The organism is Lysobacter sp. OAE881 (assembly GCF_040546665.1).
GTDB lineage: Bacteria > Pseudomonadota > Gammaproteobacteria > Xanthomonadales > Xanthomonadaceae > Lysobacter_J > Lysobacter_J soli.
In genome coordinates, this window is sequence record NZ_JBEPOG010000001.1 from 3,085,635 (window position 1) to 3,106,011 (window position 20,377).

14 protein-coding genes, 2 pseudogenes and 2 riboswitches are annotated in these 20,377 nt (G+C 67.9%); of the genes and pseudogenes, 8 read left to right on the top strand and 8 right to left on the bottom strand.

Annotation, left to right across the window (positions count from 1 at the left end):
• Positions 1–571 precede the first annotated feature (571 nt).
• Positions 572–2,000, bottom strand: a pseudogene (gene creC / locus ABIE51_RS14275) (two-component system sensor histidine kinase CreC).
• Positions 1,997–2,677, bottom strand: coding sequence for a two-component system response regulator CreB (gene creB, locus ABIE51_RS14280; protein ID WP_192631210.1), 681 nt, complete (start codon positions 2,675–2,677; stop codon positions 1,997–1,999). Before creB ends, creC begins: the two are co-directional and overlap by 4 nt.
• Before the next feature lie 87 nt (positions 2,678–2,764).
• Between creB and ABIE51_RS14285 the strand changes: the two genes are divergently transcribed.
• The gene (locus ABIE51_RS14285) at positions 2,765–3,625 is read left to right on the top strand and encodes a 23S rRNA (adenine(2030)-N(6))-methyltransferase RlmJ (RefSeq protein WP_115842905.1); all 861 of its coding nucleotides are present in this window, start codon (positions 2,765–2,767) and stop codon (positions 3,623–3,625) included.
• A gap of 41 nt (positions 3,626–3,666) precedes the next feature.
• Here ABIE51_RS14285 and ABIE51_RS14290 read toward each other — a convergent pair whose 3' ends face one another.
• Positions 3,667–4,581 carry a cation diffusion facilitator family transporter gene (locus ABIE51_RS14290; protein WP_115842904.1) on the bottom strand — a complete coding sequence of 305 codons (915 nt, stop codon included), beginning with the start codon at positions 4,579–4,581 and terminating at the stop codon, positions 3,667–3,669.
• 129 nt (positions 4,582–4,710) lie between these two features.
• Positions 4,711–5,070, bottom strand: a complete 360-nt coding sequence (locus ABIE51_RS14295; RefSeq protein WP_115842903.1) for an MmcQ/YjbR family DNA-binding protein — start codon at positions 5,068–5,070, stop codon at positions 4,711–4,713.
• A gap of 64 nt (positions 5,071–5,134) precedes the next feature.
• Here ABIE51_RS14295 and ABIE51_RS14300 point away from each other — a divergent pair.
• A pseudogene (locus tag ABIE51_RS14300) lies at positions 5,135–5,699 on the top strand (GNAT family N-acetyltransferase).
• Between the two features lie 217 nt (positions 5,700–5,916).
• Positions 5,917–6,969, top strand: a complete 1,053-nt coding sequence (locus tag ABIE51_RS14305) for a class I SAM-dependent methyltransferase (protein ID WP_192631211.1) — start codon at positions 5,917–5,919, stop codon at positions 6,967–6,969.
• 74 nt (positions 6,970–7,043) lie between these two features.
• On the opposite strand, the gene ABIE51_RS14310 is transcribed toward ABIE51_RS14305, so the two are convergent.
• Positions 7,044–7,469: an organic hydroperoxide resistance protein gene (locus ABIE51_RS14310; protein WP_115842900.1), complete on the bottom strand. Its 426-nt coding sequence runs from the start codon at positions 7,467–7,469 to the stop codon at positions 7,044–7,046.
• A gap of 115 nt (positions 7,470–7,584) precedes the next feature.
• Positions 7,585–8,055: a MarR family winged helix-turn-helix transcriptional regulator gene (locus ABIE51_RS14315; RefSeq protein ID WP_192631212.1), complete on the bottom strand. Its 471-nt coding sequence runs from the start codon at positions 8,053–8,055 to the stop codon at positions 7,585–7,587.
• 205 nt (positions 8,056–8,260) lie between these two features.
• Between ABIE51_RS14315 and mfd the strand changes: the two genes are divergently transcribed.
• On the top strand, positions 8,261–11,731 hold the full coding sequence (gene mfd, locus ABIE51_RS14320) for a transcription-repair coupling factor (protein WP_192631213.1): 3,471 nt from the start codon (positions 8,261–8,263) through the stop codon (positions 11,729–11,731).
• A 20-nt stretch (positions 11,732–11,751) separates the two neighbouring features.
• Entirely contained in the window at positions 11,752–12,282 is a 531-nt protein-coding gene (locus ABIE51_RS14325) for a SixA phosphatase family protein (protein ID WP_192631214.1), read from the top strand.
• A gap of 193 nt (positions 12,283–12,475) precedes the next feature.
• Here the strand turns inward: ABIE51_RS14325 and ABIE51_RS14330 are convergent, their stop codons facing one another.
• Entirely contained in the window at positions 12,476–14,050 is a 1,575-nt protein-coding gene (locus tag ABIE51_RS14330; protein ID WP_192631215.1) for a phospholipase D family protein, read from the bottom strand.
• 139 nt (positions 14,051–14,189) lie between these two features.
• Between ABIE51_RS14330 and ABIE51_RS14335 the strand changes: the two genes are divergently transcribed.
• The 3 genes from ABIE51_RS14335 (at position 14,190) to gcvP (ending at position 18,746) form a co-directional block, all read left to right on the top strand.
• Entirely contained in the window at positions 14,190–14,558 is a 369-nt protein-coding gene (locus ABIE51_RS14335) for a YajG family lipoprotein (protein WP_157030712.1), read from the top strand.
• A gap of 83 nt (positions 14,559–14,641) precedes the next feature.
• A complete protein-coding gene (locus ABIE51_RS14340) occupies positions 14,642–15,502 on the top strand; it encodes a pirin family protein (protein ID WP_192631216.1) in 861 nt (286 codons plus the stop codon).
• Between the two features lie 63 nt (positions 15,503–15,565).
• Positions 15,566–15,666, top strand: a riboswitch (glycine riboswitch).
• A gap of 1 nt (position 15,667) precedes the next feature.
• A riboswitch (glycine riboswitch) is annotated at positions 15,668–15,790 on the top strand.
• A 64-nt stretch (positions 15,791–15,854) separates the two neighbouring features.
• A complete protein-coding gene (gcvP, locus tag ABIE51_RS14345) occupies positions 15,855–18,746 on the top strand; it encodes an aminomethyl-transferring glycine dehydrogenase (protein ID WP_192631217.1) in 2,892 nt (963 codons plus the stop codon).
• 705 nt (positions 18,747–19,451) lie between these two features.
• On the opposite strand, the gene ABIE51_RS14350 is transcribed toward gcvP, so the two are convergent.
• A complete protein-coding gene (locus tag ABIE51_RS14350; protein WP_192631218.1) occupies positions 19,452–20,285 on the bottom strand; it encodes an OmpA family protein in 834 nt (277 codons plus the stop codon).
• Positions 20,286–20,377: the final 92 nt, after the last annotated feature.

A 20,377-nucleotide genomic window follows, 5' to 3' on the forward strand; every position in this document is an offset into this window, starting at 1 on the left:
AGCTTCGGCGCCTCGCATGGGGAGACGATGGCGGGACGGTGAAGTGGGGGTGAAGTGGGCTGGGGGCGGTTGGCGCTTCGCCGTTGCGGTTGCGGCGGCGGCGGCTGTGCTGCGGCTCCGTTGCTGTTGCTGTTGCTGTTGCTGTTGCTGTCGAACAGCCTATTGGTTGCTAGCCCCAAAGGGCGCCGCACAGGATGTGCGGCGGTGAGCGCTGAGCCATGGATGGCGAATCGCGAACGCGCCCTGGTGCTGGCCGGTCGTGGGATTGACTTGTCGGGGAACTGCCTTTTCTTTTGGTTACTTTTCTTTGGGCAAGCAAAGAAAAGTGACCCGAGCGCCGCAGGCGATCGGAAGCTTGGCTGGTGATTCTTCTTTGCTCTTGTGCGTTGAAGGGAAAGCGTGAAAAGTCCCGCCTTCGCGGGAATGACGAGCAAGAGCAACGGCGACCGCAAGATGGATCCCAGCTTTCGCTGGGATGACGGTGAGGTGGTCCATCGCAATCGGAGTGCCTAGACGATGCGGGCCTGGGTCCCGGCTTTCGCCGGGATGACAAAATATCGGGCAAGACAGATCAGCCGGGCAGCACCAACCCCGCAACCGCCCCGCCCCCGTCGCGATTGACCAGCGACGACTCACCGCCGTGCAGCGCAGCGACTTCGGCCACGAAGGGCAGTCCCAGCCCGCTGCTGCGGCTGCCGTTGCCCGGGCGCGGCAGCGAATAGAACCGTTCGAACACGCGTTCAACGGCGTAGTCGGGAATGCCCGGCCCGCGATCGCGCACTTCCACGCGTTGCCGATCACCCTCGGCGTCCAGGCGCACCTCCACCACGCCGCCCTGCGGCGAGAAATCCACGGCATTCTCGATCAGGTTCACCACGGCCTGCCGAAGCAGGAAGCGAATCCCCGCGCACGCCATGCAAGCCGGCAGCCAGGTCCAGCGACAACTGCAATCCCGCCTGCGACAGCCGCGTTTCGCACTGCGATGCCGCATCGGCGACGACGTCCGCCAGCGACAGCGCCTCGGGATGCTCCAGCCGCTGCCGGTGTTCCACCGCGGCCAGCGCCAGCATCTTGTCGATCATCTGCGACAGGCGCTCGGTCTGCGCACGGATCGTCGCGGCGAAGCGCGTGCGGTCGGTGTCGTCGAGCGGGCCCTCCAGCAGCTCCGCGCTGCCGCGGATCGCCGCCAGCGGACTCTTCATTTCGTGCGTGAGCGTGTGCACGTACTGCTCAACGTACTGCTTGCCTTCCAGCTGCGTGCGCATGGTTTCCAGCGCGTGGCCGAGTTCGCCGAACTCGCCGGCGGTTCGGGGCAACGTTGCGCGTTCGCCGGCGGTGACGGCATTCGCATAGCGTCGCAGCGCGCCGAGCTGGCGCGACAGCCACCACGCCGCCATCAGCCCGATCAGCAGGGACACGCCCAGCAGCACCGCGCCCCAGCGCCACACCGAACGCTGGCTGCGTTCGATGAACGGCGCGATCGCGCTGTTGGGCTTGGCGACCGTGAGCACACCGATGATGCGGCCGCCTGCGTCGCGGATCGGCGCGGCGACATGCATCACGGTGGAGTTCGGATCGGCGTACTCGCTGCGCGTGGAGCGCGCGCCGTAGCGGCCGCGCAACGTCAGGTAGACGTCGTTCCAGCGCGAATAATCGCGCCCCACGTCGCGCCCGCTGCTGTCGAACACGACGATGCCGCGTGCGTCGGTGACGTAGATGCGGTACTGCGAGGTGCGCTTGCCGAAGCCCCAGATCTGCGCGCCGTAGTCGCGCCCGGCCATCGCGCGCACGCGGCGGGCGAAGTCGCCTTTGTCGATGCGACCGGCGATGAAATCGTCGGTGGCGAGCTCGGCGAGCACGTTGGCGGTGTCGACCAGCGTGTCTTCCATCGCCTGGCGCACGCCGGGTTTGACCTGCGCGACGAACACCTGCGCGAGCAGCAAACCGGCGATGGCGACGATCAGGAAATAGCCCAGGAAGATGCGCAGCCCGATTTTCATGCACCGGCTTCCAGCGAATAACCGAGGCCGCGATGCGTGCGGATCGGGTCCTCATCGGGCGATACGTCGCGCAGCTTCGCGCGCAGCGTCTTGATGTGCGTGTCGACCGTGCGATCGCCACTTTCCAGCGCATCGCCCCAGACGCGATCCATCAACTGCGCGCGCGAGAGCACCGCGCCCGGGCGCTGCAACAGCGCGGCGAGCAGGCCGTACTCGTAGCGCGTGAGATCGAGCACGCGGCCGCGGTAGCGGATGCGGTGGCCTTCGGCGTCGTGCGCGAACACGGCGTTGTTCTGGGGCGTCGTTGCCGGCTGCGGCGGCTGCATTCGTCGAAGGACCACGCGCACGCGCGCGACGAGCTCGCGCGGCGAGAACGGCTTGGTGACGTAATCGTCGGCGCCGATTTCCAGCCCGAGGATGCGATCGGCCTCCGCGTCCTGCGCGGTGAGGAAGATCACCGGCAGGTCGCGCTCGCGCCGCAATTGCCGGCACAGCGCGAAGCCGCCGATGTCCGGCAGCCCGACATCGAGGACCACCAGGTCGAAGTCCTGCCCGCGCGCCGCGGCGAGCGCGTCGCCGCCGGTGAGGCAATGCACGGCCTCGAAGCCCTCGGCGCGCAGCGCGTGCGTCACGACCTGGGCGATGGCGGGTTCGTCTTCTACCAGGAGGATGCGCATGGATCGGGGATCTGGGTTCGGGATCGTAGAATCGACGGCAAGAGCATACTGGCTCCTGCCGATCCTCCTTCCGAATACCCCATCCCCATGAATTACCGCCACGCCTTCCACGCCGGCAACCATGCCGACGTGCTCAAGCACATCGCCGTGCTCGCCCTGTGCGACGCCCTGACCGCCAAGCCGGCGGCGGCGTTCGCGCTCGACACGCACGCCGGGCGCGGCCTGTACGCGCTGGACAGCAACTCCGCCCAGCGCACCGGCGAGGCCGAGGGCGGTATCGGCCGGCTGATGGCCGAGGCACCGAAGCACCCGGCCATCACGCGCTACCTGTCGGCGATCCGCGCCTGCCGCCACGACCACGGGCCCACCGCCTACCCGGGCTCGCCGTGGCTGCTCGCGCATGCGCTGCGCGAACAGGACCGTATCGCCGCGTGCGAACTGCACCCGGAGGAAGCGAAGCAGCTGGAATCGGTGTTCGCGCGCGACAGCCGCGTCGCCGTGCACGAGCGCGACGGCTATGGCGCGATGAAGGCGCTGCTGCCGCCGCGTTTCGGCGAGACGCGCCTCAATCGCGGGCTGGTGCTGATCGACCCGCCGTTCGAGGCGCAGTTGGAGGAGTTCGACGCAGCACTCGGCGCGCTACGGGACGCGCTCACGCGCTGGCCGCAGGGCACGTACGCGTTCTGGTATCCGATCAAGCTGCGCCGCTCGCTGCAGCCGTTCTACCGCCGCGCGGCGACGTTGCCCGCGAAGTCGTCCTTCGTCGCCGAACTGCTCGTGCGTGCCGACGATTCGCCGCTGCGCATGAACGGAAGCGGCCTGCTGATCCTCAATCCGCCGTGGCAGCTCGACCAGACGATGGCCGGCGTGCTGCCGCTGCTGGCCAAGGTGCTCGGCGAGGACGCCGCGGCGTCCGGGCGGCTGGAGTGGTTGAAGCGCGAGGACTGACGGCGCCGCCGGCAGTCCTGTTGTCGCGCGTCAGTCGCGGGTTACAGCCCCGCCTTGCAGTCCGGCTCGAAGAAGCTCCACCGCACTTCCGGGAAGCTCTGCTTCATCGCGCGCTCGATGCCGTTGATCTGGTCGACCAGCGTCTCGACGTCGCGGCGCTCGTGCATCTGCGCCTGCACCGACACCATCACTTCGTTGCCCAGCTGCAGCGTGATCAGGCTGATCACGCGCTGCACTTCCGGACGCGCTTCCAGGAAGTCGCGCATCTGCTTCTGGCGCGCCGGATCGACGCTCTGGCCGATCAGCATCGCCTTCACTTCGATGGCGACGAAGACGGCCACCACGATCAGCAGCGCACCGATGGCGATCGTGCCGATGGCATCCCACAGCGGATTGCCGGTGTACACCGCCAGCAGCACGGCGACCAGCGCGAACACCAGGCCCAGCAGCGCCGCGAGGTCCTCGCCGAAGATCACGACCAGCTCGGCCTGGCGGCTTTCGCGGAACCACTGCCACAGGCTGCGATCGCCGCGCGCCTTGTTGACCTCGTGCAGGCAGGCGCGCATCGACACGCCCTCGGCGATGATGCCGAACACCAGCACGCCGGCGGCCCAGTACCAGTGCTGGAGCGGTTCGGGATGCTGGAGTTTGTGGATGCCCTCGTACAGCGAGAACATGCCGCCGACGGTGAACAGCATCACCGCCACCAGGAACGACCAGAAGTAGATGGCCTTGCCGTAGCCCAGCGGGTAGTCGGGCGACGGCGGCGCCTTGGCCTGGCGCATGCCCAGCAGCAACAGCAGCTGGTTGCCGCAGTCGGCGAGCGAGTGCACGGTCTCGGCCAGCATCGCGCTGGAACCGGTGAAGAACGCGGCCACGCCCTTGGCGACCGCGATCGCGAAATTGGCACCGAGCGCGAAGAAGATCGCGCGGGTCGAATCACCACCACCAGCCATGCGTCGTCCTTAGAGAAGTGTGGATCGATGAGTGCGTCGAAGCGGCGCGAGTCTAGCACCGGGCCATGTGGCGCCGATGCAGGCGCGGGGTGTGCGCTTCGTCAAGACCGCCACCTCGACGCCAGCATGTCAGTCGGCGAGTTCGCGCTGCGTCTTCTTCGGCAGCTTTTCGCGGACCAGTTCGTAACTGCGGCGCAGCAGCGCGCGCAGCTCGCCTGGCGGCAGGCGGCCGGGCTCTTCCACCATCACCCAATGCGAACGCGCCAGGTACGGCGCCGGCTGGAAGCCGGGGCGCTCGGTCAGTTCCAGGAAGCGGTCGTCCTCGACCTTGAAGCTCACCGCGCCCGCGCCGTGTGCCCCTGCTTGATCGGCACGCGTCACGCAGAACATCTTCCCGGCCACCGAGAAGACCAGGTCCTCGCCCCATTTGATCGAGGCCTCCACGCCCGGCCAGCCGCCCACCCAGTCCCGCAATCCCGCCTGATCCATCGCCCTGTCCCCGGGGCTGTCCCCGTGAAGAATGTGAATACGGGCAGTGTGCCAATATCCGTCCATGGCCGCGCGCGAACGACTCCCGCCCTGGCACGAAAGGATGCGTCTTCCCAACGGACGCGAAGTATTGATTCGTCCGATCCGTCCGGAAGACGCAGAACCCATTCGCGCCAGCTTCTCCCTGCTCCAGCCGGAGGAGGTGCGCCAGCGCTTTTCCTCCGGCATCCAGCGCGACGCCCTGGCGGAAATGACGCCCGAAGCGGCCGAGCGGATGACCCGCATCAACCCCAAGAACGAGTTCGCCCTCGTCGCGGCCGAGCCTCTGCCCGCCCGGCGAGGCGTTGATCGGCGCGGTCGCGCGCATCTCGGTCGACGACAACGGCCGGGATGCCGGGTTCGCCATCCTGGTCAGCCATTACGTGGCGAACATGGGATTGGGCCGGTATCTGATGACCCGGCTGGTCAAGTGGGCGCGCGGCAAGAAACTGGACTGCGTGTATGGCGACGTGTTCGAGCACAACCAGGCGATGCTTTCGCTCGCCGAGTCGCTCGGTTTCGAGCGCAGCGGCGAGGATGCCGCCGGGCTCATCCGCGTACGGCTGGACCTGAAGCCCAAGGCCGCCTGATCGCCTCGCGGCGTCATCCCGGCGCAGGTCGGGACGCAGCCCAACACGCGTGATCCGACGCGAGCCCTGCGCTGGCCCGTGAACAGGCGCTTGCGCGACAAGCGGCCGGAAGTGACCGTCCCGCACGCGCCATCGCGTTGTAAAACAACGACCGGGGGGCCTTGCGGCAGGCACAACCGCGTCCGTCCACGGAAGGATCTTTTCCGGGACCGCAGCGATGAACGCCATCAACGAAGACCGCCTCAACCAGTTCCTCGGCCAGGCCGTGGGCGACCTCGGCGCGGCGATGAGCGCCACGCTCATGCTCGTGGGCGACCAGCTCGGCCTGTACCGCGCACTCGCCGAAAAGCCCATGAACGCCGCCGACCTCGCCCGCCACACCGGCACGAACGAGCGCTACATCCGCGAGTGGCTCGGCAACCAGGCCGCGGGCGGGTACGTCGATTACGACCGCGAGAGCGACACCTATTCGCTCAGCGCCGAACAGGCCCTCTGCCTGGCCGATCCGGGCGGGCCGGTCGACCTGCCCGGCGCGTATTCCATCGTGGAAGCGACCTTCCACGCGCTGGAGAAGACCAAGGCAAATTTCCGCACCGGCCAGGGCATGGAATGGGGCGAGCACCATCCCTGCCTGTTCCATGGCACCGAGCGCTTCTTCCGCGCCGGCTACAACGCGCACCTGGTGACCGAATGGCTGCCCGCGCTGGATGGCGTCGTCGACAAGCTGCGCGCGGGCGGCAAGGCCGCCGACGTGGGCTGCGGCCACGGCGCCAGCACCTCGCTGATGGCGCGCGCGTTCCCGAACTCGACCTTCTTTGGTTTCGACTACCACGTACCGTCGATCGACGTCGCCCGCGAGCGCGCGAAGCAGGCCGGCGCGACCAATGCGCGATTCGAGGCGGCCGACGCCACGGGCTACACCGAGAAGGACTTCGACCTGATCTGCTTCTTCGACTGCCTGCACGACATGGCTGACCCGGTCGGGGCCGCGCGGCACGCGTTGCAGGCGCTGAAACCCGACGGCACCTGCATGCTGGTGGAGCCCTTCGCCGGCGACAGCGTGGCGGAGAACCTCAATCCCGTCGGCCGCGTGTACTACGGCGCGTCGTCGCAGATCTGCGTGCCGGTGTCGCTGGCGCGCAACGGCCCGGCGCTTGGGGCGCAGGCCGGCGAGGCGCGGCTGCGCAAGGTGATGACGGACGCCGGCTTCACGCGTTTCCGCCGCGCGACGCAGACGCCGTTCAACCTGGTGTTCGAAGCCAGGCCGTGAGGCCCGCTTCATTCCGGTAGCGAGGGGGCACGCGCGACGCGGGCTGGACGCCCGCGCCGCGCTTCCTCGTGCGATCAGACGACGGTCAGCGTCACGTCGATGTTGCCGCGGGTCGCGTTGGAGTACGGGCAGACCTGATGCGCCTTCTGCACCAGCGCTTCGGCCTGCTCGCGCGGCAGGCCCGGCAGCGAGATCTTCAGCTCGGCCTGGATGCCGAAACCGGTCGGCAGCGGGCCGATGCCGACGGCGGCGTCGATGCTCGCATCGGCAGGGAGCGCGATCTTCTCCTTGCCGGCGACGAACTTCAGCGCACCGAGGAAGCAGGCCGAGTAACCCGCCGCGAACAGCTGCTCGGGGTTCGTGCCCTCGCCGCCCGCGCCGCCGAGTTCGCGCGGCGTGGCGAGCTTGACGTCGAGCACCTTGTCGGAGGAGACGGAACGGCCGTCGCGGCCACCGGTGGACGTGGCGTGGGCGGTGTAGAGGACCTGGTCGAGGGACATGGGATGACTCCTGGTTGTGGGGTGGAACGTGGCGGCCGGCTGGCCGTTTACATAGATAGTCCGCTACTTCATAGCGCACTACTTATTTGATATGGCGAAGTGTCGCGCGGCGGACTCATCCGTTCCGTGCGAGCGCTTCCCTCAGGGATTCCAGTTGCTGCTTCATCGCCACGAGGTCGTCGGGCGAGCATTCGGAGGCGCACAGCAGGTCGGCCGGAATCGACTTCGCCCGGGTTTTCAGCGCCCGGCCTTCGGCGCTGAGCTCGACGATCACCTGCCGCTCGTCGTGGCTGGCGCGCGTGCGTGTCACCAGACCCATCGCCTCCAGCCGCTTGAGCAGCGGCGTCAGCGTCGCCGAGTCGAGGAACAGGCGCTCGCCGATCTCCGACACGCTCAGCCCCTCGCGCTCCCACAGCACCATCATCACCAGGTACTGCGGATACGTCAGGCCCAGCGGCGCGAGCAGCCGCCGGTACACCTTGTTCAGCGCCAGCCCGGTGGAATACAGCGCGAAGCAGAGCTGCTCGTCCAGATGCAGCAGGTTGCGGGCAGGCTTCTGCGTGGAGGCTTTGCGGACGGTCTTCATGGGTCGGAAATTTACATAGCACGCTATCTAATTGCAAGCGATATTACGCGCCCTGACATAACGCTGCGGTCCGGTACCGGCCCGTCAGCGGCCCGTCCGAACGGCCTTCATCCGCATGTCCCGTAAAATGCGGGCTCTTTGCGCTGGGAGGCACGCTTCCGGCGCTGGTCTTGTTTTCGCTTTCCGGACGCCCCACGCCTTCCCGATGCGCAAATCCGCAATCCCCACGCCTCCCCTGCCGAAGACCGGCCAGCAGCGCGCCTGGTGGCGCGCGCCGGCCTCGCCGTCCGCGCTGGCGTTCCACGTCGCCGCCGCGGCGTCCGCCCATAGCGCGCCGCTGCTGGTCGTCGCGCGCGACAACCAGGGCGCACACCAGCTCGAATCCGACCTGCATACGCTCCTGGGCGCGCAGCAGACCGAGCTGCCGGTGATCGGCTTCCCCGACTGGGAAACCCTGCCCTACGACGTCTTCAGCCCGCACCCGGACATCGTCAGCCAGCGCCTGGCCGCACTGCATCGTCTGCCCACGCTGAAGCGCGGCATCGTGATCGTGCCGGTGCAGACGCTGCTGCAGCGCCTGGCGCCGCTCAAGCACGTGGTCGGCGGCAGTTTCGACGTGAGGACCGGGCAGCGGCTGGATCTGGACGCCGAAAAGCGCCGCCTCGAATCGGCCGGCTATCGCCATGTGCCGCAGGTGCTCGATCCTGGCGATTTCGCCGTGCGTGGCGGCTTGCTCGATGTGTACCCGATGGGCGCCGACCAGCCGTTCCGCGTCGAGCTGCTGGACGACGAGATCGAAACCATCCGCGCGTTCGATCCGGAATCGCAGCGCTCGCTTGAGAAGATCGACGCCGTGCACCTGCTGCCGGGCCGCGAAGTGCCGCTCAGCGATGCGGCGCTGAAGCGCGCGCTCGACGCGCTGCGCGACCGCTTCGACCTCGACACGCGCCGGAGCGCGCTCTACCAGGATTTGAAGGCCGGCCTCGCGCCGCCCGGCATCGAGTACTACCTGCCGCTGTTCTTCGATACGACGTCCACGCTGTTCGACTACCTCGACGCGGAGACGCTGCCGGTGATCGCCGACGGTGCGATGGAGGCGGCTGATCAGTTCTGGACGCATACGGGTGAGCGTTACGAGCAGCGCCGCCACGACCTCGAACGCCCGCTGCTCCCGCCCGACGCGCTGTACCTGCCGCCGGACGCATTGCGCGAACGCCTCAATGCCGGCGCTCGCGTGGAAGTCTGCGGCGAAGGCCACGCGCAGCGCGAACGCGCGAGCGCGCTCGGCGACCAGCCGGCACCGTCCCTGCCGGTCGCCGCGCGCGATCACGCCCCGGCCGATGCGCTCACGTCGTTCCTGTCCAGCTACCCGGGCCGCGTGCTGGTGGCGGCGGACTCGCCGGGACGTCGCGAGGCGCTGCTGGAAATCCTGCAAGCCGGCGCATTGAAGCCCGAGGTCGTCGCGGATTTCCCGGCGTTCCTCGCGAACGACGCGTCGCGATTCTCCATTGCCGTCGCGCCGCTCGACGACGGTTTCGCGATCACCGAGCCGGCGTTCGTCGTGCTCACCGAACGGCAGCTGTTCCCCGAACGCGCGAGCCAGCCGCGTCGCCGTCGTCGCGTCGGCCGCGAACCCGAAGCGATCATCAAGGACCTGGGCGAGCTCACTGAAGGCGCGCCGATCGTCCACGAAGATCACGGCGTAGGCCGGTATCGCGGACTGGTGACGCTGGAAGCCGGCGGCATGCCGGCCGAATACCTCGAAATCGAGTATGCGAAGGGCGACCGCCTGTACGTGCCGGTCGCGCAGCTGCACCTGATCAACCGCTACTCCGGCGCGTCGGAAGAAACCGCGCCGCTGCATTCGCTCGGCGGCGAGCAGTGGACGAAGGCCAAGCGCAAGGCCGCCGAAAAGGTGCGCGACGTCGCGGCGGAACTACTGGAAATCCAGGCCAAGCGGCAGGCGCGCGCGGGCCTTGCGATCGACGTCGATCGCGCGGTGTACGAACCGTTCGCGGCGGCGTTCCCGTTCGAGGAAACGCCCGACCAGCACGCGGCCATCGAAGCGGTGATCCGCGACCTCGCCTCCAGCCAGCCGATGGACCGCGTGGTCTGCGGCGACGTCGGATTCGGCAAGACCGAAGTCGCGGTGCGCGCGGCGTTCACCACGGCGATGGGCGGCAAGCAGGTCGCCGTGCTCGTGCCGACGACGCTGCTGGCCGAACAGCATTACCGCAATTTCCGCGACCGCTTCGCCGACTGGCCGATCAGGGTCGAGGTGCTTTCGCGCTTCAAGACGAAGAAGGAAATCGAGGCGGAACTCGCGAAGGTGGCCGACGGCACGATCGACGTGATCGTCGGCACGCACCGCCTGCTGCAGAAGGACGTGCGCTTCAAGGATCTTGGCGCGGTCATCGTCGACGAGGAGCAGCGCTTCGGCGTGCGCCAGAAGGAAGCGCTCAAGGCCCTGCGCGCGAACGTGCACCTGCTCACGCTCACCGCGACGCCGATCCCGCGCACGCTCAACATGGCGATGGCCGGACTGCGCGACCTGTCGATCATCGCGACGCCTCCAGCGCACCGCCTTGCCGTGCAGACCTTCGTCGTGCCGTGGGACGACATGCAGCTGCGCGAGGCGTTCCAGCGCGAGCTGTCGCGCGGTGGCCAGGTGTATTTCCTGCACAACGACGTGGAAAGCATCGGCCGCATGCAGCGCGAGTTGCAGGAACTGGTACCCGAAGCGCGCATCGGCGTGGCGCACGGGCAGATGCCCGAGCGCGAACTCGAACGCGTGATGCTCGACTTCCACAAGCAGCGCTACAACGTGCTGCTGTCGACGACGATCATCGAATCGGGCATCGACATCCCCAACGCGAACACGATCATCATCAACCGCGCCGACCGCTTCGGCCTGGCGCAGCTGCACCAGCTTCGCGGCCGCGTGGGCCGTTCGCACCACCGCGCGTATGCGTACCTCGTCGTGCCGGATCGCAAGGCAATCACCGAGGACGCGCGCAAGCGGCTCGACGCGATCGCGGCGATGGACGAGCTCGGCGCGGGCTTCACGCTGGCCACGCACGACCTGGAAATCCGCGGCGCCGGCGAACTGCTGGGCGAGGAACAAAGCGGCCAGATGGCGGAAGTCGGCTTCAGCCTCTACACGGAATTGCTCGAACGCGCGGTGCGCTCGATCCGCCAGGGCAAGCTGCCGGACGTGGACATGGTCGAAGCACGCGGCGCGGAAGTCGAGCTGCGCATTCCAGCGCTCATCCCCGACGACTACCTGCCCGACGTGCACACGCGCCTGACGCTGTACAAGCGCATCAGCGGCGCGCGCGACACGGACGAACTGCGCGAGTTGCAGGTGGAGATGATCGACCGCTTCGGCCTGCTGCCCGACCCCGCCAAGTACATGTTCGCGGTGGCCGAACTCAAGCTGCGCGCGACGGAACTGGGCATCCGCAAGCTCGACCTCGGCGAAACCGGCGGACGCGTGCATTTCGTCGAGAAGCCCAATGTCGATCCGATGGCGATCATCCGCCTGATCCAGGGCCAGCCGAAGCTCTACAAGATGGAAGGTCCCGACAAGCTGCGCATGACGCTGGACCTGCCCGATGCATCCTCGCGCGTGCTGGCCGCCAAGGGCATCCTGACGGCACTTCAGCCGGCCGCGTGAGGTCGGCTAAGGTGGGCGGCATGAAAAAGATGCCGCTCACCGCCCTGCTCCTGTCCTGCCTGTCGCTGCTGTCCGCATGTACGTCGGCACCGCACGCCGAGGCCGCGCAGACCGATGCGTCGATGACGTTCGTGATCGTGCGTCACGCCGAAAAGGTGCCCGATGGCTCGAAGGATCCGCCGCTGACCGATGCGGGCCACGCGCGTGCACAGGCGCTGGCGAAGCGGCTGTCGTCGATGCCGGTGATCGCGGTCTACACCACGCCGTTCCAGCGCACGCGCCAGACCGCGACGCCGACGGCGCAGGAACACGGTTTGCCGCTTATCGAGTACGACGCGAAGCTGCCGGCGTCGGAGTTCGCCGCGCAATTGAAGCAGCGGCATGCGGGCCAGACGGTGTTGGTCGTCGGCCATAGCAACACGGTGCCGGATATCGCGGCCGCGTTGTGTTCGTGCGATGTCGCGCCGATGAGCGAGGCGGAGTACGACCGGCTGATGACGGTGCGGATCGATGCGTCCGGGCGTGCGGCGCTGGACGTGGCGAGGCAGTAGCGCCTGCTGTTTCCTTCTCCCTGCGGGAGAAAGTGCGCGAAGGGCGGATGAGGGGCAACGGAGCGTCACGGTAGAACCAGCCGTGCCTCACTGCACTGCGAGTTCCAGCCCTCATGCTCCGTTACCCCTCACCCCAACCCCTCTCCCGCTGGGAGAGGGGCTCAAAGCGCAGCGACCGCTGAAAACTGCGCCACTACAACTGCGACTCCACCGGCAGCCATCTCGCCACGGTCGCCATCGTGCGGCGCTTCCAGTCGGCATCGGGTTCTTCCGTCCACGTGCGCGGCGGCTTCGCGGCGGCATCTTCCCAGCGGAGTTCGCCGTTCTCCAGCCACAGGCGGTAGCTGTTTTCGCGGCCGATCTTCCACGCGTACAGGCGCATCAGGTCGCGCGTGAGCTCGCGGTCGGTGAACAGGATGCCCATCTCGGTGTTGAGGTTGATCGAGCGCGGATCGAAGTTGACCGAACCGACGAAGCCGCAGTCGCCGTCGACCATGAACGCCTTGGTGTGGAGGCTCGCCTCGCCCGATTTCGAACCCAGCAGACCGCTGCCGGCGCGACCGCCTCCCGGTCCCTGGGCCTTGAGTTCGTACAGTTCGATGCCTCCGCGCAGCAGCGGCACGCGGTACGGCGCGTAACCCCCGTGCACCGCGGCGACGTCGGTCGCGGCCAGCGAGTTGGTCAGGATGCCGATGCGCACGCCGCGATCGCGCATGCGCAGCAGCCCGGCCACGCCGTCGTCTCCGGGCACGAAATACGGCGAACTGATGAACACCTCGCGCTCGGCGCTGGTGAACGCCGGCGTGATCGCATCGATCAGCCAGTTCCGGCGACGCGGCGCGCCTTCGGCTTTCTCGGGCGGATCGGAGTAGACATGCGCGTTCGGCGTCCAGCGCGGTTCGCGACTGCCGTGCAGCAGCGCCTGGACACTGGGCGAACGGCGAAGCTGTTCGATGTAGGGCTTGGCGTCCTTCGACCGGTACTCGAGCACGCCCACGCGCCTCAGCCGCTGCAGCGACAGCTCGTCGGCGTCGACCAGCTCCGACAGCGGAATCGCGGTCGAACTGTTCCAGTACGCGTCGAAGATGCGCGAGGTTTCGCGCACCGGCTCGCCGATGACCGCAAGGTCCGCATCGAGGAAGTTCGACTCCGACGCCGCACCGAAATACTCATCGCCGATGTTGCGACCGCCCACTACGGCCACACGGCCGTCGGCGATCCACGCCTTGTTGTGCATGCGCCGGTTGAGGCTGAAGATCCGCAGCACCATCTCCACGCCGCGCAGGAAATACGACTGCCGCGCGCGCGAGGGATTGAACATGCGCACTTCGATGTTCGGATGGCGGTCGAGGGCGGCCAGCACCGAATCCTTCTTGTGCGAGTTCAGGTCGTCCAGCAGCAGCCGCACGCGAACGCCGCGATCGGCCGCGCGCAGCACTTCGTGCACGATCAGGTTGCCGGTGAGGTCCGGCTTCCAGATGTAGTACTGCAGATCCAGGCTGCGCCCGGCCTCGCGCGCGGTCAGCGCGCGCACGGTGAACGCGTCGAGGTTGTCGGCGATCAGCGAAAGCCCCGCCTGGCCCGGATGCGCCTGCTCCATCGGCGCGATCACGCGATCCAGCGGCGTCTGCACCGCCGTGGCGGCGATCGCCTGCGACGGCGCCCCGCGCGCACGCTGGGCGAAGCGTCCGTAGCTGTAGAGCGACAGCAGCGAGGCCGCCGCCAGCAGGAACACGGCCAGGCCGATCCACCGCAGCTTTCGTGTCATGGGGATCCGGCGTTGTGCACTGCCCGGATTCTAGCGACGGCCCCTTCAACGACTCATTCACGCGACGGCGATCACCGCGTCGTAGCGCGCAGCGGCTAGACTCGCGCCGTCCCGTTCACCTGCCGACTCCGATTCGACGATGGTCCGTTTCGCGCCCGCCCTGTTCGCCCTGCTCCTCACGGCCTGCGCCAGCGTGCCGAACGTCGCGCTGCCCGTGGAGGCACAGCTGCACCCCGGCCGGCGCATGGCGCTGCCCGAAGGCGCGAGCCTGATCTATGTCGATACGACCAACGATTCGCGCTGCCCGCCCGACGTGCAGTGCGTGCATGCGGGCGATGCGGACGTGCACGTGCGTTTCGTCAAACCCGACGCGGTGCTCGACGTGACGCTCAAGGCGTCCGAGCAGGGCCAGCCGCGCGCGATCGGCACGTGGCGCGTCACGCTCCGCGGCCTGGGCCCCGGCCCGCGCCCGCCGGCGACGCTGCGCGTGGACGACGCATCCCGCTGAGCGACACGGTGCGTGCCAGCCAGGGACGTGCCGCCTTCCGCAGGATGTGACACGCTCGCCGGACCCCACGTCGGAGTCCGGCCATGACCCTCATCGTTTCCCCGCGCGTGCACGACCTCGGCGGCTTCCAGGTGCGCCGCGCGGTGCCGAGCATCCAGGCGCGCTCGATCGGTCCGTTCGTGTTCGTCGACCACATGGGGCCGGCGGTGTTCGAAGTCGGCCGCGGCATCGACGTGCGCCCGCACCCGCACATCGGGCTGGCGACGGTGACGTTCCTGTGGTCGGGCACGATCACCCATCGCGACACGCTCGGCAGCCTGCAGGACATCAACCCCGGCGACGTGAACTGGATGACCGCCGGCCGGGGCATCGCGCATTCCGAACGCACGCCCGCCACGCTGCGCGAGCACGAACATCCGCTGCACGGCATGCAGACGTGGGTGGCGTTGCCGCGCAGTTCGGAGGAGGCCGACCCGGGCTTCTTCCACCATCCCGCGGCGACCCTGCCGCAGCAGCGCCGCGACGGCAGCTGGCTGCGCGTGGTGGCCGGTCGCGGCTACGGCGAGGAATCGCCGGTGCGCGTGTATGCGGACACGCTGTACGTGGCGATCGACCTGGACGCCGACGCCGAACTCGCGCTCGACGACAGCCATGCGCAGCGCGCGCTCTACGTGCTGGAAGGCGACGCGCAGCTCGACGGCGCGGACATCCCCGCGATGCACCTGGTGGTGCTCGACGAAGGCACGCGGCCGAAGCTGCGTGCGCGCACGCCGGTCAAGGCGATGCTGTTGGGCGGCGAGCCGCTCGACGGCCCGCGCCACTTGTGGTGGAACTTCGTGTCCAGCTCGAAGGAGCGCATCGAGCAGGCCAAGCAGGACTGGCTCGACGGCCGCTTCGGGCACGTGCCGGGCGACGACGAGTTCATCCCCCTGCCCGAGCGCTGAACCCCGCGCCGGGGCGGCCCCTGCGGCAGGCAGGATCGGCCCGCGACCGGTATGATTCGCACCCAGCAGACGGTGGGAGAAGCGGCCCAACCTGAACAGGTCGGAGCCGCTGCCGAAGGCGCAAACGCCCGGAATCGCTCAGGCCCCATTACCGCCGTCGGCTCACACTCTGGAGAGACCGCCCGCGCCCGATGCATTCGGCCGGAACCGGCGCCGAAGGGGCAAGAAGCCAGCGGGGTCTCCTCCCCCGCCCCGCGCTTTGAAACTCTCAGGCAAAAGGACAGAGGGGCACTCCACGTGCGCGACCGCGCACGCCCCGGCTTTCGAGCCAAACCTGGATGCCCCTCGTCACATGAGCCAGAAGACCTCCCTGCGCGCCCTCGAGCACCACGACGCCTTCCTCGAACGCCACATCGGCCCCAACGATGCCGAAATCGCGCAGATGCTGGGCGTGGTCGGGTTCGATTCGCTGGATGCGATGACCGACGCCATCGTCCCGGCGTCGATCAAGTCCCCGAAGCCGCTGGACCTTCCGGCGCCGATCACGGAAGTCGAGGCCATCGCCAAGATCCGCGCGATCGCCGACAAGAACCAGGTCTTCAAAAGCTTCATCGGCCAGGGCTACTACGGCACGCACACGCCGAACGTCATCCTGCGCAACATCCTCGAGAACCCCGCGTGGTACACGGCCTACACGCCGTACCAGGCCGAGATCTCGCAGGGCCGCATGGAAGCGCTCATCAACTTCCAGACGATGTGCGCCGAACTGACGGGCATGGAGATCGCCAACGCGTCCCTGCTCGACGAAGCCACCGCGGCGGCCGAGGCGATGACGCTGGCCAAGCGCTCGGCCAAGTCGAAGTCCAACACCTTCTTCGTATCAAACGGCGTGCACCCGCAGACGCTGGAAGTGCTGCGCACGCGCGCCGAACCGCTCGAGATCGAACTGGTCGTCGCGGATGACAACGAGGCAGCCAGCATCGACAGCTTCGGCGTGCTGCTGCAGTACCCAAACACCTTCGGCCAGATCCACGACTACAAGGCGCTCGCCGACTCCGTGCACGCGCGCGGCGGCCTCGTCGCCGTGGCGACCGACCTGCTCGCGCTGACGCTGATCGCCGCGCCGGGCGAATGGGGCGCGGACATCGTCGTGGGCAACACGCAGCGCTTCGGCGTGCCGTTCGGTTTCGGCGGCCCGCACGCGGCGTTCATGGCGTGCCGCGATGCCTACAAGCGTTCGATGCCGGGTCGCCTGATCGGCGTGTCGATCGACGCCGAAGGCAAGGCCGCGTACCGCCTCACGCTGCAGACGCGCGAGCAGCACATCCGTCGCGAGAAGGCGACGTCCAACATCTGCACCGCGCAGGTGCTGCTGGCCGTGATGGCGTCGATGTACGCCGTCTACCACGGCCCGGACGGCCTGCAGCGGATCGCGCGCCGCACCCACCGCCTGGCGTCGATCCTCGCCACCGCGCTGCGCAACGCCGGCATCACCGTCGGCCCGGACTTCTTCGACACGCTGCACGTGGTCGACGTCGATGCCGACGCGATCCACGCCAAGGCCGTTGATGCCCGCATCAACCTGCGCCGCATCGACGGGCGCAGCCTCGGCATTTCGCTGGACGAAACGACCACGCGTGCGGACGTCGTCGCGCTCGCCGCGCTGTTCGGCGCGAAGGTCGACGTCGATGCGCTGGACGCGATCGTGGAGGACGCGCTGCCGAACGGCCTGCTGCGCACCAGCGCGTTCCTGACGCACCCGGTGTTCAACACGCACCACAGCGAGCACGAGCTGCTGCGCTACATGCGCTCGCTGGCCGACAAGGACCTGGCGATGGATCGCACGATGATCCCGCTGGGTTCGTGCACGATGAAGCTCAACGCCACGGCCGAGATGATCCCGGTGACGTGGCCGGAGTTCGGCAACCTGCATCCGCTCGCCCCGGGCGCGCAGGCCGCCGGCTACCAGCGGCTCATCGGCGAACTGGAAGCGATGCTGGTCGAATGCACCGGCTACGACGCCGTCAGCCTGCAGCCGAACTCCGGCGCGCAGGGCGAATACGCCGGCCTCCTGGCGATTCGCGCCTACCACCGCTCGCGCGGCGAAGCGCATCGCGACATCTGCCTGATCCCGGATTCGGCGCACGGCACCAACCCGGCCTCCGCACAGATGTGCGGCATGCAGGTCGTGGTGACCAAGACCGACGGCAACGGCAACGTCGATGTCGAGGACATCCGCCGCAACGCCGAGAAGTACAGCGATCGCCTGGCCGCGATCATGATGACCTACCCGTCCACGCACGGCGTGTTCGAGGAAGAGGTCGTCGAGATCTGCGAGATCATCCACAAGCACGGCGGCCAGGTGTACACCGACGGCGCCAACATGAATGCCCTCGTCGGCGTCGCCAAGCCGGGCAAGTGGGGTTCGGACGTTTCGCACCTCAACCTGCACAAGACCTTCTGCATCCCGCACGGCGGCGGCGGCCCGGGCGTTGGCCCGTGCGCGGTGAAGTCGCACCTGGCGCCGTTCCTGCCCGGTGCGCTCAACGCCGATGGCGTGAAGACGGACGGCGTCGGCAACGGCGACGTGGGCATGGTGTCGGCGGCGAGCTTCGGTTCGGCCTCGATCCTGCCGATCAGCTGGATGTACGTGACGATGATGGGCGCCGCCGGCCTGCGCCGTGCGACGCAGGTCGCGCTGCTCAACGCGAACTACATCGCCCGCCGACTCGCCCCGCACTACGAGACGCTCTACACCGGCCGCAACGACCTGGTCGCGCACGAGTGCATCCTCGACCTGCGCCCACTGAAGGATTCGACCGGCGTATCGGCCGAGGACGTCGCCAAGCGCCTGATCGACTTCGGCTTCCACGCGCCGACGCTAAGCTTCCCGGTCGCCGGGACGCTGATGGTCGAGCCGACCGAGTCCGAGTCGCTGCATGAACTCGACCGCTTCATCGACGCGATGATCCAGATCCGCGACGAGATCCGCGCTGTGGAAGAAGGCAAGCTCGATCGCGAGGACAACCCGCTCAAGAACGCGCCGCACACCGCGACCGCCGTGTCGGCGAGCGAGTGGACGCACGCGTACCCGCGCGAGCTGGCCGCGTTCCCGCTGCCGAGCCTGCGCCTGCAGAAGTACTGGCCGCCGGTCGCGCGCGTGGACAACGTCTACGGCGACAAGAACGTCATGTGCGCGTGCATCCCGGTCGATGCGTACAAGGATGACGAGGTCGAGGCGTAAGGCGTTTCTTTACGTCGAGACTTCGCCTTGATGCAGACGCCCCGCTTCGTGCGGGGCGTTCTGCTTTTGGGGGTCGTGACTCGTGTGATTCGTGATTCGTGATTCGTGATTCGTGATTCGTGATTCGTGATTCGTGATTGGTGATTTGGGATTGCTGATTGCTGATCGATTCGGGATTCGGTATTAGGAAGAGCGGGAAACGTGCCTCCGAAGCCGTCATCCCGGCGAAAGCCGGGACCCAGGCCCGTATCCCATGGGCACGCTGTCGCCGACGAACCACCCCACCGTCATTCCAGCGAAAGCTGGAATCCATCTTGCTGTTGCCTCGACGCGCGACTGCCTAAAGCGCGGAGCATTAGCGCACCGCGAAGGCGAGCGCACCGCACGCACCGCCCCTCACCCCAACCCCTCTCCCGCCGGGAGAGGGGCTTAAGCGATGCTCTCCCCCGACATCCGGCAAATGCTGTAGTTCGTCATCCCGGCGAAAGCCGGGACCCAGGCCCGCAACGCATGGGCACCCCCCCCTGTCGGCGAACAACACCGCGTCGAAACAAGCCAACCGTCCTTCCAACGAAAGCTGGAATCCGCCGTGCCCTTCCTTCAACGGCATCCAGAAAAGAAAACGCCCCGCATGACGGGGCGTCTTCCACTCACGACGAGAATTCGCGACGCCAACGCAGCAAGCGTCGGCCTCACAGGTGCTACTCAGCGCGCCACCACCTCGATGCGAACACGACGATTCGGCTTGAGGCACGCGACCACCGACGGGCTCTTCGCACCCGGGCAGTTCACGACCGGCTCGGCTGCACCACGGCCGGACGTGAGGATCGCCTCGCCCGGCACGCCGCGCGACACGAGGTACGCCTTCACCGCTTCCGCGCGCTTCAGCGAAAGCTGCTGGTTGTAGGCCTCGCTACCGAGGCGGTCGGTGAAGCCGATCACGCGCAACGCTTCCACGCGTTCGGCCTTGTCGAGCACTTCCATGACCTTGCTGTCGATGGCCTGCGTCGCGCCCGGGGCGAGCGTTCCGCTGTCGAAGTCGAACAGGAAATCCGCCGACACTTCGGTCGCCGCGACCACGCGCGCCGGAGCATCCGGCTGCGCCGGCTGCACCGCCTGCACCGGGCCGACGACACCCGCGCAACCGGCCGGATTCCAGAACGTCTGGCGGGCCAGCATCCGGTCGTCGAACAGCACCTTGTACTGGCATGTCATGTACTGGCCGGGCTGCTCGGCGAGCGGGAACTTGAACACGTAGTCCCACTCGTGCACGCCGGCGATGCCCTCGCGGTACATCGGATGGCCGATCAGGCGGTACACCTCGAGCTTGGGCGTACCCACGTCGATCTTGCGAAGCGCTTCGACCTGCGGGAACACCGTGGACTCGACGATCGGACGCGCCTTCTCGACCGCAGGCCACACGGGCTGCTGCGTCTGGCCGTCGTCGATCCTGCTCAGGTGCGTGGAGCCGCAGGCGGACAACGTCGCAGCCGCGGCCAGCGCCAGGGCGAACCCCGGCATTCGTTTGTAATTGAACATCGTTGGAACCTCTGCCTCGCAGCCGGAGCCGCGGGATGGAATGGATGACGGACGAGCGGTCGGGACGCTGCGGGCACGAAGTCCCGCAACGT